Source organism: Pseudomonas oplopanacis (assembly GCF_057128725.1).
Genome location: NZ_JBSKHV010000005.1, coordinates 13437 through 37625, shown reverse-complemented (window position 1 = coordinate 37625; position 24189 = coordinate 13437). Strand labels below are relative to the sequence as shown.

Here is a 24189-nt window from a genome sequence, read left to right as displayed (position 1 = left end):
GATGCCCTTATCCGATGTTCGACAGTTTCAGCAGATGACGCAGGTCGTTGAGCAGGTCCTTACCCTTCACCGTCGGGTCGTAGCGCAGCACCAGATTGCCGTGCGGGTCGATGATCCACAGCTGCGGCACGGTCTTATCACCCGTGGTCTTGCTGAAAGTCGTCAGGTCCATTGGGTAGCGTTGCAGTTGCGGGTACTCGCGGGTCAGCTTGGCTTCATAGTGAGCTGTCAGCGGTTGTGCGGCGGCCAGTGCATGGCTGGCGCGGGAGGCGTCGCGGCCGAGGCCGATCTGAATCTGCCGCGCCAGGTACACCAGTTGCTGGCAATCCACCGAGCAATCCTTCGGCGCAGTCACCAGCATCTGCCAGCGATCCTCCTGGGCCTGCACCCCGAGGTCGGCGCGGGTCTGGCCATTGCCGATCAGTTCGCCGTGATAGCTGCGCCCGTCCGGTACCCAGAACTGCAGTTTGTACATGCCGGTGGCGAGGATCATCGGACCGATGACCCCGAGCAGAATCAGCAGCAGCTGCAAGCGCCCCTTGCGTCGACTCGCCGGCGTTTTCGCCTCAGACATGCTGGGTGGATTCATGGCCGCTCCCATGGTGTTTCTCCTTTGCGTTGTGCCAACCGAGATAGAGATAGAGGCCGAACAGGGCAAGCGACATGGCAAACCACTGCACGGCATAAGCGATGTGTTTTTCCGGGCCCATGGCGACGACGGGCCAATCGGCCTGATACGTCGCGGGACCCGTTTCTGCGCGTAATTCGTAGGCAAACCCTTCACGACCCAGCGCCGTCCAGAGCTTCGACGGCTCGACGGCGGTGACTAATTCAGGCCAGGTGCTGGCGTTCGGATCGGCGTGTAATTGAAAGGTCGCGCCGGGGGAAACGTAGACCCAGGCGTCCAGGCTCAACGCTTGAGTTGGCGTGGTGAAATGCGGCGGTGTGCGCCGGTCCGGCCAGGGCAACCAGCCGCGATTGACCAGCAACCAGAGCCCGGTCGCCTGGTCCTGAAACGGTTGCAGCAGCTCGACGCCGACCTTGCCGTCGCGCTGGCGGTTGTCCAGCAACAGGCTGTGCGCGGCGTCGAACTGGCCGTGCAGATGAACGCGGCGGAAGGCCGGGTCTTCGGTGTGTTGCAGTTCGGTGCTGGCCATCGGTTCGGCGGCACGGCGTTCGGCATAGCTTTGCAGCAGTGCGCTTTTCTCTGCGCCCCGGCTCAGTTGCCAGAACCCGAGCGACACCAGCAGCGGCAGCAACAGGGCGACCACCAGTGTCGGCACGATGCCCGGCCGGAAGCGCTTCATGGCGTGGCCAAAAAGTCGTGAGTCGCGATAGCTATACTCAAGTGCATCGCCTTTCCCCCGGAGTCTCACCATGCTCAAAGCAGCCATCGTCCTGATGCTGATTGCCACGGTTGTCAGCCTGTTCAGCGGCCTGTTTTTTCTGGTCAAGGACGACAGCAGCTCAAACCGCCTCGTCATTGCCTTGAGTGTTCGTGTTGCCCTGGCCGCCACCACTGTCGGCTTGATCGCCTGGGGTTTCTACAGCGGCCAGTTGGTCTCTACGGCGCCTTGGTAATGGCTCAGAGCACGTAGACGAAAACGAACAACCCGATCCACACCACGTCCACGAAGTGCCAATACCAACTCGCCGCCTCGAAACCGAACTGGTGTTCGTTATCGAAGTGCCCGCGCATGATCCGCATCAGCATCACAAACAGGATGATCGTGCCGATGGTCACGTGGGCGCCGTGGAAACCGGTGAGCATGAAGAACGTCGCACCGTAGATGCCCGAACCCAGGGTCAGGCCCAGTTCGTGGTAGGCATGCATGTACTCTTCAGCCTGGAACCCGAGGAAACCACAGCCCAGCAACACGGTGATCGCCAGCCAGATTTTCAGCGCGCCGCGATGACCCTTTTTCAAGGCGTGGTGGGCGATGGTCACCGTGACGCTGGAGCTCACCAGCAAAATGGTATTGAGCAGCGGCAGGCCCCACGGGCTGATGACTTCCTTGGGCGGCGGGAACAGTTTCGGGTCCGGGGTGTGCAGCAACGGCCAGGTGAACTGGAAGTTCGGCCAGAGCATGTGGGCGATGCCTTTCGGGCCTTCGCCGCCGAGTGCGGGGCCTGAGATGTGCCGTACATAAAACAGCGCACCGAAGAAGGCGATGAAGAACATCACTTCCGAGAAGATGAACCAGCTCATGCCCCAGCGGAACGAGCGGTCCATCTGCGCGCTGTACAACCCCGCGCGACCTTCCTTGATCACCGTGCCGAACCAGCCGAACAGCATGTACGCCAGCAACAGGCCGCCTACGAAAAAGATCAACGGGCCGTGGGATTCCGGCCGTGCAGCTTTCAGGTCGTTGAACCAGGTGGCCAGGCCGAACACGGTGATGAGCATGCCGAACGTGGCGATGATCGGCCATTTGCTCTGGGCCGGTACGTAATAGTGTTCATGAGTTGCCATTTATTGTTCTCCTTATCGGGCACGCATTAGCGCCTAGCCACCGGTACTGGCGGCAACCGCCACGGGTGGATGGCGTGCGGTGATATCGAACAGCGTGTAAGACAGCGTCAGGTGCTTCACATCCTTGGGCATGTCACGGTCAACGATGAAACGTACCGGCATCTCGATCCGTTGACCGGGCTGCAGCACTTGCTGGGTAAAACAAAAACATTCGGTCTTGTGGAAGTACGCCGCTGCGGTGCTGGGCGCGATGCTCGGCACGGCCTGGGCGCTCATCGGCTTGTCGGTCGGGTTGTGCGCGATGAAAATCATCTCGTTCACCGCCCCCGGATGGGCCGTCAGCTCTTCACTCTTGGGATAGAAATCCCAAGGCATGTCAGCGGTGTTGGTCGACAGGAACTGCACGCGCACTTGCCGCGAAGTGTCGACCGTTTGCTCGCCCTCGTACTGCCCGGCAGTCTTGCCGTTAATGCCGAACGCCTTGCACATCACGTCGTAGATCGGCACCAGGGCAAACCCGAAGACAAACATCGCCACCACCACCAGCAACAGGCGGGTGACCAGTTTTTTCATCGAAATCGAGTCAGCCATGGTTTCCAACCCCTACCAAGATCCCTGTGGGAGCGAGCCTGCTCGCGAAGCAGACGCCACGGTTTAACAGACAGACCGCGTCATCGTTCTTCGCGAGCAGGCTCGCTCCCACATAGGGTTGCGCGTTCATTTCACTTCCGGCGGCGTGGTGAAGGTGTGATACGGCGCCGGTGACGGAATGCTCCACTCCAGGCCTTCCGCGCCATCCCACGGTTTGGCCGGTGCTGGCGGGCCGCCGCGAATGGTCTTGATCACGATGAACAGGAAGAACAGCTGCGTGGTGCCAAACATGAACGCGCCAATCGACGACACCATGTTGAAGTCGGCGAACTGCAGGTTGTAGTCCGGAATCCGCCGCGGCATGCCCGCCAGGCCCACGAAGTGCATCGGGAAGAACGCCATGTTCATGCCGATGAACGAGAGCCAGAAGTGCAGCTTGCCGAGGGTTTCGTCGTACATGTGGCCGGTCCATTTCGGCATCCAGTAATAGGCCGAGGCGAAGATCCCGAAGATCGCCCCTGGCACCAGTACATAGTGGAAGTGCGCGACCACGAAGTAGGTGTCCTGGTACTGGAAGTCTGCCGGGGCGATGGCCAGCATCAATCCGGAGAAACCACCAATGGAGAACAGGATCACGAACGCCACCGCAAACAGCATCGGCGTCTCGAAGGTCAGCGAGCCTTGCCACATGGTGCTGGCCCAGTTGAACACCTTCACCCCGGTCGGCACCGCGATCAGCAGCGTGGCGTACATGAAGAACAGCTCGCCCACCAGCGGAATGCCGACCACGAACATGTGGTGCGCCCAGACGATGAACGACAGGAACGCGATGCTCGCCGTCGCATAGACCATCGAGGTGTAGCCGAACAGCGGCTTGCGCGAGAAGGTCGGGATGATCGAGCTGACGGCACCGAAGGCCGGCAGGATCATGATGTACACCTCGGGGTGGCCGAAGAACCAGAACACGTGCTGGAACAGCACCGGGTCACCGCCACCGGCGGCACTGAAGAAACTGGTGCCGAAGTGGATGTCCATCAGCATCATCGTCACGCACCCGGCCAGTACCGGCATCACCGCGATCAGCAGGAACGCGGTGATCAGCCAGGTCCAGACGAACAGCGGCATTTTCATCAGCGTCATGCCGGGGGCGCGCAGGTTGAGGATGGTCGCGATCACGTTGATCGCACCCATGATCGAACTGATCCCCATCAAGTGGATGGCGAAGATGAAGAACGTCACGCTTTCCGGCGCGTAGGTCGTCGACAGCGGGGCGTAGAACGTCCAGCCGAAGTTCGGGCCGCCACCGGGGGTGAACAGGGTCGACACCAACAGGATGAACGCCGCTGGCAACAGCCAGAAGCTGAAGTTGTTCATCCGTGGCAGGGCCATGTCCGGCGCCCCGATCATCAACGGGATCATCCAGTTGGCGAGGCCGACGAAGGCCGGCATCACCGCACCGAACACCATCACCAGGCCGTGCATGGTGGTCATCTGGTTGAAGAACGCCGGCTCGACGATTTGCAGCCCCGGCTGGAACAGTTCGGCGCGAATCACCATCGCGAACGAGCCGCCCAGCAGGAACATGGAAAACGCAAACCACAGGTACAGCGTGCCGATGTCTTTGTGGTTGGTGGTCAGCACCCACCGCATCAGGCCTTTGGCGGGGCCGTGGGCGTGGTCGGCGTGACCGTGGTCATCGATAACAGCGCTCATGGCCTGTCTCCTGCAAACAGATGGGCTGGGCAAGCCGGGGCGCGCTGCCCCGACCGGTTCCTTACACGCGCAATAGACCGGGTCATTTGCTTTCCGCCTGTTTCAGCTCCAGTACTTCTTTAGGAGTGACCATGTCGCCTTTGTTGTTGCCCCAGGCGTTACGTTCGTAGGTCACGACCGCCGCGATATCGACTTCCGAGAGCTGCTTGCCGAACGCCGCCATGGCGGTGCCGGGTTTGCCGTGGAAAACCAGGCTCAGGTGACCTTCTTTCGGTCCGGTGGCGATTTTCGAGCCCTTGAGCGCCGGGAACATCGGCGGCAGGCCCTGGCCTTCGGCCTGGTGACAGGCGACGCAGGTGGTGTGATAGATCTTGTCGCCGCGTTCCTTGAGCTCGTCGAGGGTCCATTCCTTGCTGGTCAGCTCCTTGAGTTGCAGGGCTTCAGCCTTGCGGTCGGCGAGCCATTTTTCGTAATCGGCCTTTTCCTTGACCTCGACCACAATCGGCATGAAACCGTGGTCCTTGCCGCACAGCTCGGCGCATTGGCCACGGTAGATGCCGGGCTTGTCGATACGGGTCCAGGCTTCGTTGACGAACCCCGGGATCGCATCGCGCTTGACCGCGAAGGCCGGGACCCACCAGGAGTGGATGACGTCGGCGGAGGTCACCAGGAAGCGCACCTTCGCGCCAATCGGCAACACCAGCGGCTTGTCGACCTCGAGCAAGTAGTGCTCGCCCTTGGTTTCCTTGTTGTGGATCTGGTCGGCGGGGGTGGTCAGGTTGCTGAAGAACTCGACGTCCTGGCCCAGGTACTTGTAGTGCCACTTCCACTGATAACCGGTGACCTGGATGTCGATATCCGGCTCACTGGCGTCATACATCTTGATCAGGGTGGCCGTCGCAGGAACCGCCATGGCCACCAGGATCAGGAAGGGCACGATGGTCCAGAGGATTTCGACGGTAGTGCTTTCATGAAATTTTGCGGCCACCTGCCCGGTCGAGCGGCGGTGGACCATCATCGACCAGAACATGGCGCCGAAGACGATGATGCCGATCACTACACAGATCCAGAAAATGGTCATGTGCAGGTCAAATACTGCGTGACTGATTTCAGTCGCTCCCGGCGCCATATTCACAGTCCAGGCGGCTTGCGCCTGACTGAAAATCGACCACAACAGGAGGCCCATCCAGACGTGTGGATGTCGCATCATTGCGGGTTCCCCTTATCGTTCTTGTTATCCCGCCGGCTTTCACCTGCGGCAAGGGAGCGGCTTTTTCAGACTACGAACTTGAATCGCCGGGCCTTGCTGCGTGTGCAGTCGGGCGTCATCAGCTAACTCCATTTCCAACCCGAGTATAGACAGCGACTGCGACCTCGCAATGTGATGGCGTAAATGATCTGAAACAGCTGAAACTTGCGTTCAAGGTCCCGAATGGAGAAGGATGCAGACGAGTGGTGGCAAATCGATATAACGGAGGCGTCTCAAGGATGAAACAATTATGACAAATGCGTCTTAGCATTTTTCATAAGGCAGCTAAGTTATGTCTTCCCTATTTCATTGCCTTTGTTTCCTGGAGTTTTCATGAACACCGCCGCATTGCGCGAGCAGATCCAAAAAGCCCAAACACATGAAGCCGAGACCGGCCTGCTGACGCGTCAGCTGGAAAGCAAACTGCCTCATCTACACCCTTCGATCCAATTGCCGGAGGCGGACGCCAATGGCGTGCTGACACGTTTTGTCGCTGCCTACATCGACGAAGTACCTGATCTGCTGGAAGCAGCCAATGAAGTGGCCAGGGAAGCCGGTATCGAGTCGCAGATCAAACCGGTGCTGAAAATTGCCGAACAGTACTTCCTTCAGCCGCCGACAATCATGGCGGGGCATATCGGGCTCGACAGCCTGCTGGACGAAGCCTATCTGGCGCACCGTTTTGTCGAAGAGGTCAACGACCTGTACATCAAGCATCTGGGCCAGCCATTGATCCCCTTGGACATGACTGTTGCCAACCTGATTGCCCACCAATTGATCGGTGAGGTGTTTGCCAACCAACTGGATGAAGTGGTGCATCACGCCCTGGACGAGATGCTCGACGACCAGAGCTTTGCATTGGAATCGGTGGAAGCGTACCGCGAGAAACTCAGCAGCCCGGACACCGGCGCCGCATGGAAACGCTGGCCGTGCATGTCGCGCCGTCTGGGCGTCGGCCTGGAGCTGGATCAGCCGGCGGCTTGATCCTTTAGAGTCAACACTGTCCCCCTGTGGGAGCGAGCAGGCTCGCTCCCACATTGTTTTCTATGCAGCCGAGCCTACGCCGGATGTAGTCCGCAACCGCCCTTCCAACCTACGCTTCAATCCCCGCGCCTCAATCAGCAGCGTCGAACCCTTGGCCGCATTCGCCCGGCCCCATTCCTCCAGCAACTCCAGGCACGAGTGATCGATGTAGCTCAGGTTATTGAGCGGCACATGCACCGTCGCACCGGCGGGAATGGTGCCCAGCACCTGGGTCAGCGCCGGTACCTTGAGAAAGGTCGCTGCGCCGGTCAGCCGCAACTCCATTTCGCCCTCCGCCGGCAGATCGATCAGGCTGATTTTCAGCCGTGAAGCCTTCCAGGCCAGTTTGGCCAGCGTCAGGCCGAAGCCAATCAACACCCCCGTGAGCAAGTCCGTAAAGATGATCGCCAGCGCAGTCGCCGCGTAAGTGAACATCGGCATCCGGCCATATCGGCCCAGGCCGCGAAAGGCCTTGAGATCGACCAGTTTGAAGCCGGTGTAAACCAGCACACCCGCCAGGCTCGCCACCGGAATGCTCTGCAGCACGCTCGACAGCAACAACACGAACGCCAGCAGCCAAAGACCGTGGAAGATCGCCGACAGCCGCGTGGTGGCGCCGGCCTGGACGTTGGCCGAACTGCGCACGATCACGCCCGTCATCGGCAATGCGCCCAATAGACCGCAGAGCATGTTGCCCACGCCTTGCGCCGACAATTCCCGGTCGAAGTCGGATCGCTGGCCGCTGTGCATGCGGTCTACCGCAGCGGCGGATAGCAGGGTTTCGGCGCTGGCGATAAACGCCACGGCGAACGCGGCGACCAACAACGTCGGGTCCGCCAGATTGAGCAAGTCAGCGGGTTTCAGCCAATCGATGGCTTCGGCCAGGTTGGCAGGGACTTCCACGCGTTTGACCTGCAGTGCGAGCAACAGGCTGGCGACGGTCGCCAGTCCTACGCCCAGCAGCGCACCCGGAACGAAGCGCAACGAATGAGGCCGGAATCTTTCCCACAGCCACATCACCGCCATCGTCGACAGCCCGAGCAATCCGGCTTGCCAGCCGAGCGACGGCAGGGCGTGCATCACTGCGGCTGGAAAGGCTGCCAGGTTATCCAGCCCGGAAGGCTTGGGCACCCCGTCGAGCATGACGTGCACCTGCGACAGTACGATCAGCACGCCAATCCCGGCGAGCATGCCGTATACCACCGCTGGAGCCGTGACCCGAAACCAGCAGCCGAGCTTCAGGCGCCCGGCCACTAATTGCAGAAATCCCGCCAGCAGCAGGATGGGCCCGAGCATGGCGACGCCATGCTGGCGCACCAGTTCGAACACCAGAACCGCCAAGCCCGCCGCCGGGCCGCTGACTTGCAGCGGCGAACCCGCCAGCCAGCCCACGACCAGACCGCCGATGATTCCGGTGATCAAGCCCTTGGCGGGCGGCAACCCCGAAGCGATGGCGATGCCCATGCATAGGGGCAGGGCGACCAGAAACACAACCACCGAGGCCAGCAGCTCCCGTGGCAATACAGCTTTCAGTTGCGCAGCACGCATATTGAAGCTCCCGACATTTTTCAGGCATGGCGAAGCCGGGCTGCAGGATCAGCAGCCTCGACTCAACCACACGGGGATTTAGGAGGTGTTAGAAACGCGCTTTGGGCGTTGCCACCGGAATCGGATGGCTGCCATCGAGCGGCAGGAAACACCCCTGGTCCGCGTCGTACGCTTTGATTTCGCTGGTTTCGATGCTGTAGACCCAACCATGGATAAACAGCTGACCGTTGGCCATGCGCGAGGCCACCGATGGATGCGTGCGTAAATGCTGTAGCTGAGCGATCACATTCTCTTCGGTGAGGATGTGCATGCTTTCGTTTTCGTCAGCGCAATGGCAGTTTTCCTGGACCATGGTTTTCGCCACTTCGGCATGACGCAGCCAGGCTTTGACCGTCGGCATCTTTTCCAGGCTTTGCGGATTGAGTACCGCGCGCATTGCGCCGCAGTCGGAGTGCCCGCAAATGATGATGTGTTGCACGCCGAGGGCCAGGACCGCGTACTCGATGGCGGTGGACACACCGCCATTCATTTGTCCGTAAGGCGGCACGACGTTGCCGACGTTACGGGTCACGAACAGATCGCCGGGGGCGCTTTGGGTGATCAGTTCAGGAACGATGCGCGAGTCGGCGCAGGCGATAAACATCGCCCGGGGGCTTTGGGCCGTGGCGAGTTTCTTGAAGAGCTCTTCCTGCTGCGGAAAGACCTCGTGATGAAAATGCAAAAAGCCGTCAACGATATGCTGCAGCGCTGCATCGGCGGTTTCCGCCTCGGGTTGGGCTGAAGCCGACGCAGCCAACGGCTGTTTATCCTTGTCACTCATGAATTCATCCTCATAGGCGGAGTCAGGGAAGTGTCCCGTTTTGTCCGGTGTGAAGCCAGTGGCTGTTTAAAAAACATCCAGGTCGAAAAATCCGACCCGTCAGTCACTCGATGAACAAGGTAGCGGCCGAAACTTAACTCAAACTGAATAAAACGCTCTAGAACGCGTGTTCCAGGTCACAAAAAACGTGACCAGCCTGAATGCACCGTACGTTTCCCACTATTCAACCATAGGCCAATTGTCCTCAAATCAATGACATCTGGCGACCCGGCGGACAGAAGGCTTCACAGTCCAGATCGAAACCTTCCCGACGATTGAGCCCCAGGCGTTTGATGGTCTTGGCGAAGCGTTGCGCCAACAGGTCGGCAAATGGCCCTTCGCCGCGCATCCGGGCACCAAACCGGCTGTCATAGAGTTCGCCGCCACGGCTCTGGCGAATCAGGCTCAACACATGGGCGGCACGCTGCGGATAGTGGGCCGCGAGCCATTCTTCAAACAGCGGCGCAACTTCCAGTGGCAGGCGCAACATCATATAAGCCGCACTTTGCGCGCCGGCAGCATGGGCTTCGGTCAGCAGGCTCTCGAGTTCGCTGTCGTTGATCATTGGAATCATCGGCGAGCACAACACGCCAACCGGAATACCCGCTTCGCGCATCACGCGGATCGCCCGCAACCGGGCCTTGGGGGCGGCAGCACGCGGTTCGAGGATGCGTTTGAGTTCGTCATCCAGGGTGGTGAGGCTGATCATCACCGCTACCAGTCGTTGCCGGGCGAGTTCGGCCAGCAGGTCCAGGTCACGAAGAATCAGCGAGCCTTTGGTGATGATCGTCACCGGATGACGGTAGCGCAGCAGCACTTCGAGGGTTTGACGGGTGATTTTGTGCTCGCGCTCGATGGGCTGATACGGATCGGTGTTGGAACCGAGGTTGATCGGCGCACATTGATAGCCGCGTTTGCTCAGCTGTTCTTCCAGCACATCGGCGGCGTTGGTCTTGGCAATCAATTTGGTTTCGAAATCCAGCCCCGGGGACATGTCCCAATAGGCGTGACTGGGCCGCGCATAGCAATAGATGCAGCCATGCTCGCAGCCGCGATAGGGATTGATCGAGCGATCGAAGGGCAAGTCCGGCGAGTTGTTGCGGGTGATGATGGTTTTCGCCGTTTCGATGCGCACCTCGGTGCCTTGGGTGATCGGCGCTTCCTGATACCAGCCGTCATCCTCGACCACCGAACGATTCGGCGCGAAGCGGTTGTGCGGGTTGGTGGCGGTGCCACGACCGCGAGGTGGCAAAGGGGTAGCCATCGACAAGATCCTTTAGCTGTATGTGCATACAGTATACGGCCTTGACGCCATCGGCCAGTGCCGTTCGGCACCTGACAACTTTCGAACCTCGTCATTATGAGAAACATAAAGTGCGTGGCACTTTATTCGCTGTTGTCAGTATTCTTCTCTGCACACGAAGTTGTCGTGTTCTCACTATTAAAAGGATTTAATAAATGTCAGGCTACAATCAGCGCGGCGTGTTTTTACAATTACAGGCGCCTTCTATCGTTAGTCCAAAAGAAGTTCGGGTTTCCATGCAGTTTGCGCTAAAGGAAGAAGGTTATGATCCTGAAAACCGTGCGCTAACCTACACGCTGCTGGATACCAGCACCCGTGAGGCCGTGTCGAAGGATGGCGGCGTCACCTTTACCATGGGCAACATCCCTGACGTCAACGGGAACGGTGCAATCGACGCGCAAGACAAAGTTGTTTTGATTGCGTTGGCGAAGGCGTATGCAAAGATTATTAATCCTTGATTGCAGCTCAACTTCTGCAATCAATGATTATTCATAAAACGATGCGGAACTTATCCGTGTCGTTTTTTATGAGTGAAATAATAAGAAGAAACTGGGGGCCGCCGTCCAATTCACAATTCTTTGACGGATGGCTCACAGGCCTTTGACTGCTCAGAGCAGAAGCTATGCAGTACTTATTCAACAGGGTTGTCCGAGCATGTCCCGACTGCGCCTCTTGCCTGCGACGTTTCTATTGTCGATGGCCGCATTTTTCAACCTGACCCTGGCCCATGCGGATGACAGCGCTTCTCCCCGTCCGCCTGAGTGGGCTCAATCGGTCGAGGTGCAATACAACCTCTTTCGAATGTCCCCGACGCTCTACCGCAGCGCTTTGCCTGACAGCGGAGCCCTTCCATTGCTGGAAAAGCTGAAGGTAGGAACCGTGATCAATTTCCTGCCCGAGTCGGATAAAACCTGGCTGTCGACACCAGGGGTTACCCAGGTCCAGTTGCCCTACCGCACCAATCACGTGGATGACGCAGACGTACTCAAGGCCCTTCGTGCCATTCAGACGGCCGAGTCCCACGGCCCGGTGCTGATGCATTGCAAGCACGGGTCGGATCGTACGGGGTTGATGGCGGCCATGTACCGGGTCGTGATCCAGGGCTGGAGCAAGGAAGACGCGCTGAGCGAAATGACTCAAGGCGGCTTTGGCGACAGTACTCATTTCAAGGATGGCGTGCGTTACATGATGCAGGCTGACGTCGACAAGCTGCGCACCGCATTGGCCAACGGCGATTGCAGCACCAGCCCGTTCGCCGCGTGCTCGATGAAGAGTTGGTTCAAATCCGCTCACGTCGAATAGCGGCAAGTTCCGGAAAGACATCAACTTGCGCCTCCTGAAGAGGCGCAAATGGGTGGTCGATCAGTGTTGCTCGTCAGGTTTTTTCTTCAGCTTGGGGTTCGGGAAAAACTGCACGGCCTGAACCTTGGCGTCCGGTACTTTCAGCGCCGAGGTATTTACCCTTGTACCCAATTCCTTGGGCACGGACAGACCTTGTTCATTCAATGTGTCGGAATAACCGCAGGCCACGCACTCGCGGTGCGGGACCTCGTCTTCGTTCCACATCATCAGCTTGTCCGGCTCGCTGCATGCCGGGCAGACCGCCCCGGCGATAAAGCGTTTTTTGGTAATCACAGGTCCCTCACTCATGCTGCCGCGTCCTCACTCAGGCCGCTGTGGCGCAAGAGTGCGTCAATCGAGGGCGCACGACCACGGAAGTCGACGAACAGCACCATCGGCTCCTGGGAACCACCGCGCGCCAGGATGGCTTCGCGGAACGCACGGCCGGTCTCGGCATTGAGCACGCCGTCTTCCTCAAATTTCGAGAAGGCATCGGCCGACAGCACTTCCGCCCATTTGTAGCTGTAGTAACCCGCCGCGTAACCACCGGCGAAAATGTGCGCAAAGCTGTTCGGGAAGCGGTTGTAGGCCGGTGGACGCATGACCGACACCTCGTCGCGCACGCCTTCGAGCACCTGCGCCACGCTACGGCCATCGCCGTGGGTGGCGTGCAGTTCGAAGTCGAACAGCGAGAACTCCAGCTGGCGCACCATCATCAGCCCGGACTGGAAGTTTTTCGCCGCGAGCATTTTCTGCAGCAGGTCCTGAGGCAGTGGCTCGCCGGTTTCGTAGTGACCGGAGATCAGCGCCAGGCCTTCCGGCTCCCAGCACCAGTTCTCCATGAATTGACTAGGCAGCTCGACCGCATCCCAGGCCACGCCGTTGATGCCGGAGACACCGGCGTGTTCGACGCGGGTCAGCAGGTGATGCAGGCCGTGGCCGAACTCGTGGAACAGGGTGGTGACTTCATCATGGGTCAGCAGCGCAGGCTTGCCGCTGTCGGCCGGGGTGAAGTTGCACACCAGGTTGGCCACCGGGTTTTGCAATACACCTTCAGCGGTGCGGCGACGGTCACGGGCGCCGTCCATCCACGCACCACCGCGCTTGTTGGCGCGGGCATAGAGGTCGAAGAAGAAGCGGCCGACGTGCTGGCCGTTTTCCTTGATTTCGAACAGGCGAACGTCCGGGTGCCAGGTGTCGAAGCCTTTCTGTTCGGCAATCTCAATGCCGTACAGACGCTGCACGATGGCGAACAGGCCGCCCAACACTTTGTCGATCGGGAAGTAGGCGCGAAGCGCTTCCTGGGCAACGCTGTAACGCTGCTCGCGAAGTTTTTCGCCGTAGAAACCGCTGTCCCAGCTTTGCAGGTCCGGGCAGCCTTGTTCGGCGGCGTAGGCTTTGAGCTGTTCCAGGTCGTGCGCGGCAAACGGCTTGCTGCGCTTGGCCAGGTCGCGCAGGAAGCTGAGCACCTGATCGCTGGACTCGGCCATTTTGGTGGCCAGGCTCAGTTCGGAGAAGCTGGAGAAGCCGAGCAGCCTGGCCAGTTCCTGACGCAGGTCGAGGATTTCTTCCATGACCGGGCCGTTGTCGTTCTGACCGGCATTTGGGCCCTGGTCCGACGCACGGGTGCAGTAGGCTGCGTAGACTTCTTCACGCAGGGCACGGTCGTGGGCGTAGGTCATCACCGCGTAGTAGCTCGGGAATTCGAGGGTGATCAGAAAGCCTTCGAGGCCCTTGGCCTGTGCGGCGGCAGCCATTTGTGCCTTGGACGAATCGGTCAGGCCGGCGAGAGTGGCTTCATCGGTGACGTGTTTGGTCCAGGCCTGAGTGGCGTCGAGCAGTTGGTTGGAGAAACGGCTGCCCAGTTCCGAGAGCTTGCTCTGCACTTCGGCGTAACGCTTTTGCTCGGCTTCCGGCAGATCAATACCCGACAGGCGGAAGTCGCGCAGGGAGTGTTCCAGGATAGTTTTCTGCGCCACATCGAAACCGGCAGCTTGCGGGCTGTTGGCCAGGGCTTCGAAGGCTTCGAACAGCTCGCGGTTCTGGCCCAGCTCGGTGGAATAGGCGCTCAAGGCTGGGAGGCAGGATTCGTAGGCTTCACGCAATTCGGCGCTGTTGCACACGGCATTCAAGTGGCTGACCGGGCTCCAGGCGGCGCCCAGGCGATCATTGAGCTCGTCCATCGCCAGCACCAGGCCGGCCCAGGTCGGTTGTTTGCCCTGGGTCTTGAGGATCTCGATAATGGCGGCGCGGTTGTCAGCCAGGATCTGTTCAATGGCCGGTTGCACGTGTTCGGCACGGATCGCCGAGAACGGCGGCAGGTCGTAGGACTGCAGAAGAGGGTTGTTCACGCTCACGGTTGGCACCTTGGCTGGAAGAAACATGCGGCCATCTTAATTACAATCGACGCTCACCGCAGCTATCAGCAACAGAGAGAAACCCTATCGTGAACCTTCGCAAGTACCAGAACCACACGCCGCTGCTGGGCAAAGGCGCTTTTGTCGACGGATCGGCGGTGGTAATCGGCGACGTTGAAATCGGCGAAGACAGCTCTGTCTGGCCGCTGACAGTGATCCGCGGCGACATGCACCGCATCCGCATCGGCGCGCGTACCAGTGTTCAGGACGGGTGCGTGCTGCACATCACCCATGCCGGCCCGTTCAATCCCGATGGCTTCCCGTTGCTGATCGGCGACGATGTGACCATCGCGCACAAAGTCATGCTGCACGGGTGCAGCGTGGGCAGCCGGGTGCTGATCGGCATGGGCAGCATCGTCATGGACGGTGCGGTGGTCGAGGATGACGTGATCATCGGCGCTGGCAGCCTGGTGCCGCCGGGCAAACGCCTGGAAAGCGGCTTCCTCTATGTGGGCAGCCCGGTGAAACAGATCCGCCCGCTGACCGACAAGGAAAAAGCCTTTTTCACCTACAGCGCGGCGAATTACGCGAAGCTCAAGGATCTGCATCTGGCAGAAGGTTACGACCAGCTCTGATTCGTCCCGTTATTGCCCAGGATTACTCATGCATTACCAAACCGTTTTATTCGACCTCGATGGCACCCTGACCGACCCGCGCGAGGGCATCACGCGTTCGATCCAGTTCGCCCTGAGCAAACTGGGTATCGATGAGCCTGACCTGACCAAACTCGAACACTTCATCGGCCCGCCATTGTTGCAGGCGTTCATGCAGTTTTACGACTTTGATGAGCCCAAGGCCTGGGAGGCGGTGAATTTCTACCGCGAACGCTTCAAAGTCACCGGCCTCTACGAGAATCGCGTGTTCGACGGCGTCACCCCGCTGCTGGAAACGCTGGGTGGGCAAGGGCGTCAGTTGTACATCGCGACGTCCAAACCCTGGGTGTTCGCCCGCGAAATCGCCCGGCACTTTGACTTCGCCAAGCACTTCAAGGTGATTTACGGCAGTGAACTGGACGGGACGCGGACGAATAAGGTTGAGTTGATTGCGCATTTGATGGCTGAAGAGGGGCTGAATCCTGCCAATACCCTGATGATCGGTGATCGTAAGCATGACCTGATCGGTGCGCGCAGTAATGGGCTGGATGCAGCGGCTGTGGGTTACGGGTTTGGTAGCCACGAAGAGTTGAGTGCAGAAGCGCCGACTTATCACTTTGAAACGCTGGATGAGATGCATCAGGCGTTTTTGCAGCGCTGATCAAAGCCAATCGCGAGCAGGCTCGCTCCCACATGGGATTTGTGAACACCGGTCAATTGTGGGAGCGAGCCTGCTCGCGAAGAGGCCCGCTCAGCCGGCAGAAATTTTCGATTCTGCCAAAACCTTCAACGCCGCCTTACGCTCCCCAACCGGCAACACCCCCAGCTTCTCGACCGCCGCATAAAACCTCACCCAATCCCCGCCCTCCTGCCGAAACAACGCCGCAAACCCCGGCACCCATTGGTCATACAACCCAAACGGCAACAGCCTGGCATTGTTCATCGGTGCGTTGACCCAAGCGTCGTAACGCCTGTCCCCGGCCCATTGGCTGTCACGTAACTGCCGATATTCGCTGCGCAGTCGCTCGAACTCAGCGGCCTTGCGCTGGCGCATCTGGTCCGCCGGCAAGGGCAGGGCGTAGAGCGTTTCAAGGCGCGTGCGAGTGTCCAGCACCAGTTGCGTGAATTGATCCCGTCGCTGCACCTGTGCGCCGTTGTCCGGCGCCAGGCCGCGGGATGCACGCCATTGGCGCGTGCCTTCCTGCTCGACGAAGCTGGCGAAAGACTCGTTGAATTCAGTGTCGTCCTTCACATAAACACGTTGATGCGCCAGCTCATGGAAAATCAGGGTCGCCAGCCGCTCGTCGCCCCAACCCATCATTGAGCTGATGATCGGATCGTTGAACCAGCCAAGCGTCGAGTACGCCTCGACACCGCCAATCGAAACGTCCATACCTTGCAGGCGCTGCATGGCGGCCTCGCCTCGGGCGGCGCTCTGGCTGTAGTAGCCGCGATAGGCGACGCAGCCGGCGATCGGGAAGCAATGGTTTTGCGGCTTGAGAGAGAATTCCGGGGTGACGAAGACATTCCAGACCACGTACGGCCGGCCTATGTCGGCATACAGGCGATAGCTTTGGTTGTCCGGCAGGTGCAGATGCTCACTGGCGAACGTGCGGGCTTTTTGCGATTGGGCCAGGTGCGCACGAAGTTTCTGATCGCGGGAGGAATCGGCAACCACCTCGGCAACCGGCTCACGGGCCCGCAGCAATTGCAGCTGGCCACTGGCCAATTGACCGTAATAGCTGACGGTGGCGCAACCGTTGAGTAACAAAAGCAACACACTCGGAAACAAAACGCGCAAAACGCGATCAAGTAACCCAAGGCATGGAAACGGCCTGATCAAAATAAAATCATCCCTGGAAAGTCTGCCCGCAAGACTATCCCGCCTGACTGGAGCTGCGCTATGCACAAGTTGATGCTGACGGGGGGCCTGTTGTTGCTGACGGGCTGTGCTGGATTCGGATTCCCTCACCACGATCCGGCGCAAGCGTGGATTGATCTGGAATCAAAACAGCAAGACACGGCACTGCAAGCGGTGGAAGTCGACGATAAAGCCTCCAGCGACAAGCGCTATTTCCAGGTGCAGCCCGGTAGCCATGAGCTGACGGTGCGCTACCAGTTCGCGGTCCAGCCGACCAATATCGGCCCGGATGCCGAGCCGCTGTGGCGTGACTGCCAGCTGAACGTGAAATTCAGTGACTTCAGCGCCGGTGAGCGCTATCAGCTGCAAGCGGGGAACATCGGTTTTCGGCCATGGGCGAAGCTCTATAACCAACAGCGAAAAGTGATAGGTCAAGGCACACCGGCAGGCTGCCAACACACCTGATCGGCGGTATGCTGAATGACCAAATCATTGGGACATTCATCATGCGCAGGTTAATGCTGTTGCTCGCCGCCAGTGTTGTTGCTGGCTGCCAGAGCCCATTGCCGCCGGTCAATCCGCAGATGGCCTGGGTCGACTTCTCTGTGCCATTCCCCAACGACAAGTTGTTGATGGCCGAGCGACTGGACAAGCAGCGGTTGAATGACGGGCGCTTTTTCCAGGTCACGCCCGGCAGCCACGTGTTACTCGTTCGATTCGATTTTGAAGTGCCCGGTGGGGGCGGCTTGGGCGTCATGGACGGTCCATCGGAACGGCTGTGCTACCTGACGATCAAGTACGATCATTTCGAAGCCGGCCAGCGTTATGTGCTGGTCGGCCAGTCAATCGTGTTCACGCCCGGCGCCCGGCTGTACAACGCCAAGCGCGAGATTGTCGCTGAAGACAGTGAGTCCTATTGCCTGTGAGGCGAATCAGCGGTCGTTTTTCTGGTAGATGATTTTCTTGGTACCGCCGCCGCAGGTTCCTACGACCATGTTCTGATCGTGTACATCTTCGTTGGTGACGATTTCCAGGGTGTAGGACGAGACGTTGTTGGCCTGAATCTTGGCTTCGATTTCGGCCTTCAATTCTTCACAGGATTTCGGTGCGGCAAGGGCCGATGTGGCCAGTGCGCAACAGATAACCGCCAAGGCAAAACGTTTCATGGTTGAAGCTCCTTTGAAGCAGCGCGCAGGGTAATGCGCTTTCACTGCTGTCATTTATTCGACCACAATTTCGCGGGTCAGGTTTTGTCCGAGCGCAAAAAAAGACCGCAGCCTGCTTGAAGCTGCGATCTTTTATCCGTTACTGCGAAACGCTGTACTCAGCCGAGCAGCGTTGCATCCAGACTGATTTTCGCATTCAGCACTTTGGAAACCGGGCAGCCTTCTTTGGCTTTATTGCTCAGTTCCTCGAATTGCGCCTGGGTCGCCCCAGGGATTTTCGCCTTGAGGATCAACTTCACGGCCGTGATCGCAAAACCGCCGTCCACCTGGTCCAGGGTGACTTCTGCATTAGTATCGATGCTGTCAGCCTTGAGACCGGCATCGCCCAGAATCATTGAAAACGCCATGGAGAAACAGCCAGCATGAGCCGCGCCGATCAACTCTTCCGGATTGGTGCCCTTGCCGCCTTCGAAGCGCGCCTTGAAGCCGTAAGGTGCTTCTCTGAGTACGCCGGTTTCAGTGGATATCGAGCCGATGCCGGTTTTCAGGTCACCTTCCCAATGAGCCGATGCTTTCTTCGTAATAGCCATATCTGCCTCCTCAAGTTCCGGGCACGAGCGTCGCGCCTTCGTGGTTTTCGGTTGCTAAGGGTTCTGAGGATAGTCGGCGTTGCAAAGTTCACCCGATCTGGTTAATTCCTACCGTTTTCGTAGGTTTTTTTGCCTTGGCTATTGAAACTCGGGTATATGCCCTTATTGATGAAACACGCTTACGGATTCGGCAGGTTTTCGTTTACGAGAAAAAACCTGCGACCTCAATTGGAGAAGCAGGTTTATGAAACGACTGTCCGACATCAAGTTCTCGACCCTTGATCTGGTGCCCGTGCGGGAAAACGGCAGCGCGGCCCAGTCGCTGCGCAACTCTCTGGATCTGGCGCAACACGTCGAAAAATTCGGCTACAACCGCTTCTGGGTCGCCGAACACCACAACATGGACGGCATCGCCAGCTCGGCGACGTCGGTTTTGCTGGGTTATCTGGCGGGTGGCACCTCGACCATTCGCGTCGGCTCGGGTGGCGTAATGCTGCCTAACCACGCGCCGTTGGTGATCGCCGAGCAGTTCGGCACCTTGGAAAGTCTGTATCCGGGGCGTATTGACCTTGGCCTGGGCCGCGCGCCCGGTTCCGATCAAATGACCGCCCGCGCGCTGCGCCGCGAACGCTCCGGCAGTGCCGACGACTTCCCGGAAGACGTGGCCGAACTGATGCGTTACCTCGGCCCGCGCACCCCGGACCAGCGGATCATCGCCATGCCCGGCACCGGCACCAACGTCCCGGTCTGGTTGCTGGGCTCCAGCCTGTTCAGCGCACAACTGGCCGGCGAGCGCGGTTTGCCCTACGCCTTCGCCTCTCATTTCGCCCCGCGTTTCATGCATGAGGCGATTCGCGTCTACCGCAATCACTTCAAGCCTTCAGCGGTACTGGATAAACCCTACGTGATGCTCGGCGTGCCGCTGGTGGCGGCGGATACCGATGAACAGGCCGATTACCTGGCGACGTCGGTCTATCAGCGGATTCTCGCGTTGATGCGTGGGCAGAGTCTGGTGCAGCGTCCGCCGGTGAAAACCATGGACGGGTTATGGCTGCCGCATGAACGCGAAGCGGTCAGTGATTTCCTCGGATTGGCCATGGTGGGCAGCCCGCAGAAAATCCGCGCCAAACTGGACGTGCTGGTTGAGCAGACGCAAGCCGACGAGCTGATTTTTACCTGCGACCTGTATGAGCACGCTGATCGTGTTCACTCCTATGAACTGCTGGCACAGGTCATGAAGGGCTGAAACTGCAAAGACGCGCATAAAAAAGCCGACGCATTGCGTCGGCTTTTCACATCTGTGCGGGATTAACCGCGCTTGTAGACGATTTCCTTGGCGCCTTTTTCGCATTTGCCGACAACTTTCGCGCCAGCGGCGGCACCTTTATCGACAATTTCCAGCGAGTAACCAGAAACGCCCTTGGCATCCAGCTTCGCGGCGATTTCGGCTTTTAGCTCTTCGCACGACTTGCCGTCAGCAAGCGCTGTACCCGCAAGGCTTAACAAACCTACTGCCAACATAAACTTCTTCATTGGTCGCATTCCCTGGTCGGATCAAAAGGGTCATCCGGCCATTTCCGGATGTACACAAGTAGCGCTTTGCCATTCCCTATGGCACTCGGCCAGCGCGCAAGTTCAGAAGACTAGCTCAAACTCAGCTGCTGGCAATCCGGAACCCGACTTTGAGCGTCACCTGAAAGTGCGCCGCCTTGCCGTCCTTGATGTGCCCGCGGGTTTCGGTCACTTCAAACCATTCCATGTGCTTGAGGCTTTTGCTGGCTTCGGCCAGCGCGTTATTGATGGCGTCTTCAATGCTGCTGGTGGACGAGCCGACCAGTTCGACTTTTTTGTAGGTGTGATGGTCAGTCATGGCGATCTCCTCAGGGTGTGAATTACAGCCTAGCAGTGATTTTTCGTCTTACTGGCGTCGGCCAATCCGAAAGGGCTGTGCAGATTTACTGCACTTTCTCCAACCCCTGAAGTCCCAACCAACACACGCAACTCAATCAATGCAGGAGAGCCACCATGGCCAACACTTCATTACGTAAAGCCTCATTGCAAAGCATGGAAGCCGAAATCGAGAGTCTGCTGAAATCGTTGGAAAGCCTCAAAGACGATGCATCGGACGAGTCGCGTCGCACCCTCAAGACCCTGAAAGCCAACGCTGAAAGTGCGCTGAAACATTCGCGTCATCTGCTCAGCGATGCGTACGAAGACGTCAAAGTCAAAACCCGTGAAACCGGGATCGCAACTCGGGACTATGCCCAGGAACACCCTTGGACGACGGCCGGTGTTGCCGTGGGTGCGCTAGGTCTGCTTGCGGCCTACCTGCTGTGCAAACGCGGGGATTAATCCGCTCGGTGCAGTTCGTTCTTGAGCCACTGCGCCAGTTGCCGAGCCCGCCCGTCTGCGGCGCGCTTGGGTAACCACAACGCCAGTTGCGCCGGGGTTTCACTGAAGCCCCATGGCGCAACCAGGCGACCGGCCTTCACGTCCTCGGCCACCAGCGGTTCCGGCGCAATCGCCACTCCCAGGCCGGCCACTGCGGCTTCCAGCAAGTAATACAAATGCTCAAATCCCTGACCGTACTTCAACGCCTTGGCGTCGAGGCCGCTTTGCTGCGCCCAACTCGGCCACGCTTGGGGGCGCGAAGTGGTGTGTAACAACGGTTCGTTCAACAGCGCTGTGGCCGGCGCGCCTTGCAACCTTTCGTATCCCGCGAATCGCGGACTCATGACCGGACCGATCCGCTCGCTGATCAACTCATAGACTTGCATGTCTGCAGGCCATGGCGGTTCCGCAAACACCAGCAATGCATCAAGCCCCGGCCGACGTGGATCGAGATCGCCTTCGCCGGCTGACAAGTGCAGGCGCAGGTCTGGCAGGTCCGCATTCAGCCGTCCCAGGCGGGGAATAAACCAGCGTGCGAGCAAGCTTCCCGAGCAACCGAGCACGAAGGGCGCATCGGCGGTGCTTTGCGTCAGTTCTGCACACACCGTGCGTAAGCGCTCGAACGCTTCGCCGCTGGCGTCGCGCAATCGAATGCCGGCATCTGTGAGTTTAAGGCCGCGACCGTCCTTGATGAACAGACTGACCCCGAGGTGTTCTTCGAGCACCTTGAGCTGTCGGCTGACCGCACCATGGGTAACGTGCAGCTGTTCGGCGGCCTGACTGACGCTGTTCAGGCGGGCAGTGGCTTCGAAGGCGCGAAGGGCGTTTAACGGGGGAAGGTCGTGGCTCATGGGATCTGTGAGTTTTCCTGACAGGTTGCGGCGATCTTATCGGTTTTCAGGTCGGGACGTCAGGGGTAGAGTTAAGCGCATTGTCATTCACGCATTCACTGGAGCGACCCATGACTCAGACTAATCTGCGCAACGGCCCCGACGCCAACGGCCTGTTTGGCGCGTTCGGCGGCCGCTACGTCGCCGAAACCCTGATGCCGTTGATCCTCGACCTGGCCCGCGAATACGAAGCGGCCAAGGAAGATCCGGCATTCAAAGAAGAATTGGCCTACTTCCAGCGTGACTATGTCGGACGTCCAAGTCCTCTTTACTATGCCGAACGCCTGACCGAGTTCTGCGGCGGCGCGAAGATTTACCTCAAGCGCGAAGAGCTGAACCACACCGGCGCGCACAAGATCAACAACTGCATCGGCCAGATCCTGCTGGCGCGGCGCATGGGCAAGAAACGCATCATCGCCGAAACCGGCGCGGGCATGCACGGCGTGGCGACTGCCACCGTGGCCGCGCGTTTCGGTCTGGACTGCGTGATCTACATGGGCACCACTGACATCGAACGTCAGCAAGCCAACGTGTTCCGCATGAAGCTGCTGGGCGCTGAAGTGATCCCGGTGGTCGCCGGCACCGGTACCCTGAAAGACGCAATGAACGAAGCGCTGCGTGACTGGGTGACCAACGTCGACAGCACCTTCTACCTGATCGGCACTGTCGCTGGTCCGCACCCTTATCCAGCGATGGTTCGCGACTTCCAGGCCGTCATCGGCAAGGAAACCCGCGATCAGTTGCAAGCCCAGGAAGGCCGTCTGCCGGACAGCCTGGTGGCGTGCATCGGCGGTGGTTCCAACGCCATGGGCCTGTTTCACCCGTTCCTGGACGACAAGAGCGTCGAGATCATTGGTGTAGAAGCTGCCGGTTACGGCATCGAAACCGGCAAGCACGCGGCCAGCCTGAACGGCGGCGTACCGGGCGTCCTGCACGGCAACCGCACCTTCCTGTTGCAGGATGACGATGGTCAGATCATCGACGCCCATTCGATTTCCGCCGGCCTCGACTACCCGGGTATCGGCCCGGAACATGCGTGGTTGCATGACATCGGCCGCGTTCAGTACACCTCGGTGACCGACGACGAAGCCCTCGACGCGTTCCACAAATGCTGCCGCCTGGAAGGGATCATTCCTGCACTGGAAAGCGCCCATGCCCTGGCCGAAGTGTTCAAACGCGCACCGACCCTGCCGAAAGATCACCTGATGGTGGTCAACCTGTCCGGTCGTGGCGACAAAGACATGCAAACCGTGATGCACCATATGGAACAATCAAAGCAGGAGAAACACTGATGAGCCGCCTGCAAACGCGCTTTGCCGAACTCAAGGAACAGAACCGCGCTGCCCTGGTGACCTTCGTCACCGCGGGCGACCCGAGCTACGACACGTCCCTGGCGATCCTTAAAGGTTTGCCCGCGGCCGGTGCCGATGTGATCGAGTTGGGCATGCCCTTCACCGATCCAATGGCCGATGGCCCGGCGATTCAGCTGGCCAACATCCGCGCCCTGGGTGCCAAGCAGAACCTGGCGAAAACCCTGCAAATGGTTCGCGAGTTCCGTGAAGGCAATACCGAGACGCCGCTGGTGTTGATGGGTTACTTCAACCCGATCCACATGTACGGCGTGCCACGCTTTATTGCCGATGCCAAAGCGGCCGGCGTTGATGGCCTGATCGTGGTCGACTTGCCGCCGGAACATAACGGCGAGTTGTGCGACCCGGCTCAGGCTGCGGGCCTGGACTTCATTCGTCTGACCACCCCGACCACCGATGACGTTCGCTTGCCGACCGTTCTGAACGGCAGCTCCGGCTTCGTTTACTACGTGTCGGTTGCCGGCGTGACCGGCGCAGGTGCGGCGACACTGGAACACGTTGAAGAGGCGGTTGCCCGTCTGCGTCGCCACACTGATTTGCCGATCAGCATTGGTTTCGGCATTCGGACCCCAGAGCAAGCCGCGTCCATTGCGCGTCTGGCCGACGGTGTGGTGGTGGGCTCGGCGTTGATCGATCACATCGCTAACGCTTCGACGCCGGATCAGGCGATTGATGGCGTGCTGAGCCTTTGCGCGGCGCTGGCAGAAGGTGTGCGTAAGGCTCGCGTCAGCTGAAGGTAAAGTTCCTGATACAGAGGAATTAGCGCCTCGCGGCACAGACTAAACAGCAAGACCGAGGGCTTCAGGACTAC

At 59.3% G+C, this 24189-nt stretch carries 29 protein-coding genes; 12 read left to right on the top strand and 17 right to left on the bottom strand.

The window, feature by feature from the left end:
• Window positions 1-7: 7 nt before the first annotated feature.
• Window positions 8-601, bottom strand: a complete 594-nt coding sequence (locus tag ACWKV5_RS12490; protein WP_483841492.1) for a hypothetical protein — start codon at window positions 599-601, stop codon at window positions 8-10.
• Window positions 567-1307 (bottom strand): SURF1 family protein, encoded by a 741-nt coding sequence (locus ACWKV5_RS12485; protein WP_483841491.1) that lies wholly within the window; start codon window positions 1305-1307, stop codon window positions 567-569. The genes ACWKV5_RS12490 and ACWKV5_RS12485 overlap by 35 nt, the downstream gene beginning before the upstream one ends.
• Window positions 1308-1377: 70 nt before the next feature.
• Between ACWKV5_RS12485 and ACWKV5_RS12480 the strand changes: the two genes are divergently transcribed.
• Window positions 1378-1581 (top strand): twin transmembrane helix small protein, encoded by a 204-nt coding sequence (locus ACWKV5_RS12480; protein WP_027926133.1) that lies wholly within the window; start codon window positions 1378-1380, stop codon window positions 1579-1581.
• A gap of 4 nt (window positions 1582-1585) precedes the next feature.
• On the opposite strand, the gene ACWKV5_RS12475 is transcribed toward ACWKV5_RS12480, so the two are convergent.
• The 4 genes from ACWKV5_RS12475 to coxB all read right to left on the bottom strand — a co-directional run bounded on the left by ACWKV5_RS12475 (window position 1586) and on the right by coxB (window position 5987).
• A complete protein-coding gene (locus tag ACWKV5_RS12475; protein ID WP_483841490.1) occupies window positions 1586-2473 on the bottom strand; it encodes a cytochrome c oxidase subunit 3 in 888 nt (295 codons plus the stop codon).
• A gap of 33 nt (window positions 2474-2506) precedes the next feature.
• Window positions 2507-3064, bottom strand: a complete 558-nt coding sequence (locus ACWKV5_RS12470; RefSeq protein ID WP_027926131.1) for a cytochrome c oxidase assembly protein — start codon at window positions 3062-3064, stop codon at window positions 2507-2509.
• A gap of 126 nt (window positions 3065-3190) precedes the next feature.
• On the bottom strand, window positions 3191-4777 hold the full coding sequence (gene ctaD, locus ACWKV5_RS12465; protein ID WP_483841489.1) for a cytochrome c oxidase subunit I: 1587 nt from the start codon (window positions 4775-4777) through the stop codon (window positions 3191-3193).
• Between the two features lie 82 nt (window positions 4778-4859).
• Window positions 4860-5987 (bottom strand): cytochrome c oxidase subunit II, encoded by a 1128-nt coding sequence (coxB, locus tag ACWKV5_RS12460; RefSeq protein WP_483841488.1) that lies wholly within the window; start codon window positions 5985-5987, stop codon window positions 4860-4862.
• Window positions 5988-6359: 372 nt separating this feature from the next.
• Between coxB and ACWKV5_RS12455 the strand changes: the two genes are divergently transcribed.
• Window positions 6360-7010: a hypothetical protein gene (locus tag ACWKV5_RS12455; protein WP_483841487.1), complete on the top strand. Its 651-nt coding sequence runs from the start codon at window positions 6360-6362 to the stop codon at window positions 7008-7010.
• A 60-nt stretch (window positions 7011-7070) separates the two neighbouring features.
• Here the strand turns inward: ACWKV5_RS12455 and ACWKV5_RS12450 are convergent, their stop codons facing one another.
• The 3 genes from ACWKV5_RS12450 to ACWKV5_RS12440 all read right to left on the bottom strand — a co-directional run bounded on the left by ACWKV5_RS12450 (window position 7071) and on the right by ACWKV5_RS12440 (window position 10720).
• A complete protein-coding gene (locus ACWKV5_RS12450; RefSeq protein WP_483841486.1) occupies window positions 7071-8597 on the bottom strand; it encodes a SulP family inorganic anion transporter in 1527 nt (508 codons plus the stop codon).
• An 88-nt stretch (window positions 8598-8685) separates the two neighbouring features.
• Window positions 8686-9417 (bottom strand): carbonic anhydrase, encoded by a 732-nt coding sequence (locus ACWKV5_RS12445; RefSeq protein ID WP_027926126.1) that lies wholly within the window; start codon window positions 9415-9417, stop codon window positions 8686-8688.
• 244 nt (window positions 9418-9661) lie between these two features.
• On the bottom strand, window positions 9662-10720 hold the full coding sequence (locus tag ACWKV5_RS12440; RefSeq protein WP_483841485.1) for a PA0069 family radical SAM protein: 1059 nt from the start codon (window positions 10718-10720) through the stop codon (window positions 9662-9664).
• A 194-nt stretch (window positions 10721-10914) separates the two neighbouring features.
• Between ACWKV5_RS12440 and ACWKV5_RS12435 the strand changes: the two genes are divergently transcribed.
• Entirely contained in the window at window positions 10915-11217 is a 303-nt protein-coding gene (locus ACWKV5_RS12435) for a hypothetical protein (protein WP_483841484.1), read from the top strand.
• Window positions 11218-11413: 196 nt separating this feature from the next.
• A complete protein-coding gene (locus ACWKV5_RS12430; RefSeq protein ID WP_483841483.1) occupies window positions 11414-12061 on the top strand; it encodes a dual specificity protein phosphatase family protein in 648 nt (215 codons plus the stop codon).
• 60 nt (window positions 12062-12121) lie between these two features.
• Here ACWKV5_RS12430 and ACWKV5_RS12425 read toward each other — a convergent pair whose 3' ends face one another.
• Window positions 12122-12409, bottom strand: a complete 288-nt coding sequence (locus ACWKV5_RS12425) for a YheV family putative zinc ribbon protein (RefSeq protein WP_008152496.1) — start codon at window positions 12407-12409, stop codon at window positions 12122-12124.
• Window positions 12406-14484 (bottom strand): oligopeptidase A, encoded by a 2079-nt coding sequence (prlC, locus tag ACWKV5_RS12420; protein ID WP_483841482.1) that lies wholly within the window; start codon window positions 14482-14484, stop codon window positions 12406-12408. The genes ACWKV5_RS12425 and prlC overlap by 4 nt, the downstream gene beginning before the upstream one ends.
• Window positions 14485-14546: 62 nt before the next feature.
• Between prlC and ACWKV5_RS12415 the strand changes: the two genes are divergently transcribed.
• Both ACWKV5_RS12415 and ACWKV5_RS12410 read left to right on the top strand, forming a co-directional pair.
• Window positions 14547-15092 carry a gamma carbonic anhydrase family protein gene (locus ACWKV5_RS12415; protein WP_483841481.1) on the top strand — a complete coding sequence of 182 codons (546 nt, stop codon included), beginning with the start codon at window positions 14547-14549 and terminating at the stop codon, window positions 15090-15092.
• Window positions 15093-15120: 28 nt separating this feature from the next.
• A complete protein-coding gene (locus ACWKV5_RS12410; protein ID WP_483841480.1) occupies window positions 15121-15771 on the top strand; it encodes an HAD family hydrolase in 651 nt (216 codons plus the stop codon).
• 90 nt (window positions 15772-15861) lie between these two features.
• Here the strand turns inward: ACWKV5_RS12410 and ACWKV5_RS12405 are convergent, their stop codons facing one another.
• Window positions 15862-16953, bottom strand: coding sequence for an aminopeptidase (locus ACWKV5_RS12405; protein WP_483841479.1), 1092 nt, complete (start codon window positions 16951-16953; stop codon window positions 15862-15864).
• Between the two features lie 60 nt (window positions 16954-17013).
• Between ACWKV5_RS12405 and ACWKV5_RS12400 the strand changes: the two genes are divergently transcribed.
• Entirely contained in the window at window positions 17014-17436 is a 423-nt protein-coding gene (locus ACWKV5_RS12400; protein WP_483841478.1) for a PA0061/PA0062 family lipoprotein, read from the top strand.
• Between the two features lie 41 nt (window positions 17437-17477).
• Entirely contained in the window at window positions 17478-17897 is a 420-nt protein-coding gene (locus ACWKV5_RS12395) for a PA0061/PA0062 family lipoprotein (RefSeq protein ID WP_483841477.1), read from the top strand.
• A 6-nt stretch (window positions 17898-17903) separates the two neighbouring features.
• Here ACWKV5_RS12395 and ACWKV5_RS12390 read toward each other — a convergent pair whose 3' ends face one another.
• Together ACWKV5_RS12390 and ACWKV5_RS12385 are read right to left on the bottom strand one after the other, a co-directional pair.
• On the bottom strand, window positions 17904-18137 hold the full coding sequence (locus tag ACWKV5_RS12390; protein ID WP_483841476.1) for a DUF1161 domain-containing protein: 234 nt from the start codon (window positions 18135-18137) through the stop codon (window positions 17904-17906).
• A 158-nt stretch (window positions 18138-18295) separates the two neighbouring features.
• Window positions 18296-18727, bottom strand: a complete 432-nt coding sequence (locus tag ACWKV5_RS12385) for an OsmC family protein (protein ID WP_123433313.1) — start codon at window positions 18725-18727, stop codon at window positions 18296-18298.
• Window positions 18728-18971: 244 nt separating this feature from the next.
• Between ACWKV5_RS12385 and ACWKV5_RS12380 the strand changes: the two genes are divergently transcribed.
• A complete protein-coding gene (locus ACWKV5_RS12380) occupies window positions 18972-19973 on the top strand; it encodes an LLM class flavin-dependent oxidoreductase (RefSeq protein WP_027926113.1) in 1002 nt (333 codons plus the stop codon).
• Between the two features lie 62 nt (window positions 19974-20035).
• Here ACWKV5_RS12380 and ACWKV5_RS12375 read toward each other — a convergent pair whose 3' ends face one another.
• Together ACWKV5_RS12375 and ACWKV5_RS12370 are read right to left on the bottom strand one after the other, a co-directional pair.
• Window positions 20036-20260, bottom strand: a complete 225-nt coding sequence (locus ACWKV5_RS12375; RefSeq protein WP_483841475.1) for a DUF1161 domain-containing protein — start codon at window positions 20258-20260, stop codon at window positions 20036-20038.
• A gap of 121 nt (window positions 20261-20381) precedes the next feature.
• Window positions 20382-20597 carry a dodecin gene (locus ACWKV5_RS12370; RefSeq protein WP_140665528.1) on the bottom strand — a complete coding sequence of 72 codons (216 nt, stop codon included), beginning with the start codon at window positions 20595-20597 and terminating at the stop codon, window positions 20382-20384.
• A 155-nt stretch (window positions 20598-20752) separates the two neighbouring features.
• Here ACWKV5_RS12370 and ACWKV5_RS12365 point away from each other — a divergent pair, with 155 nt between their 5' ends.
• The gene (locus tag ACWKV5_RS12365; protein ID WP_140665532.1) at window positions 20753-21079 is read left to right on the top strand and encodes an ElaB/YgaM/YqjD family protein; all 327 of its coding nucleotides are present in this window, start codon (window positions 20753-20755) and stop codon (window positions 21077-21079) included.
• Here the strand turns inward: ACWKV5_RS12365 and ACWKV5_RS12360 are convergent.
• Window positions 21076-21969 carry a LysR family transcriptional regulator gene (locus ACWKV5_RS12360; protein WP_483841474.1) on the bottom strand — a complete coding sequence of 298 codons (894 nt, stop codon included), beginning with the start codon at window positions 21967-21969 and terminating at the stop codon, window positions 21076-21078. The genes ACWKV5_RS12365 and ACWKV5_RS12360 overlap by 4 nt on opposite strands.
• A 110-nt stretch (window positions 21970-22079) precedes the next feature.
• Between ACWKV5_RS12360 and trpB the strand changes: the two genes are divergently transcribed.
• Together trpB and trpA are read left to right on the top strand one after the other, a co-directional pair.
• The gene (trpB, locus tag ACWKV5_RS12355) at window positions 22080-23300 is read left to right on the top strand and encodes a tryptophan synthase subunit beta (protein ID WP_452628853.1); all 1221 of its coding nucleotides are present in this window, start codon (window positions 22080-22082) and stop codon (window positions 23298-23300) included.
• Window positions 23300-24112, top strand: a complete 813-nt coding sequence (trpA, locus tag ACWKV5_RS12350) for a tryptophan synthase subunit alpha (RefSeq protein ID WP_123433320.1) — start codon at window positions 23300-23302, stop codon at window positions 24110-24112. Before trpB ends, trpA begins: the two co-directional genes overlap by 1 nt.
• Window positions 24113-24189 lie beyond the last annotated feature (77 nt).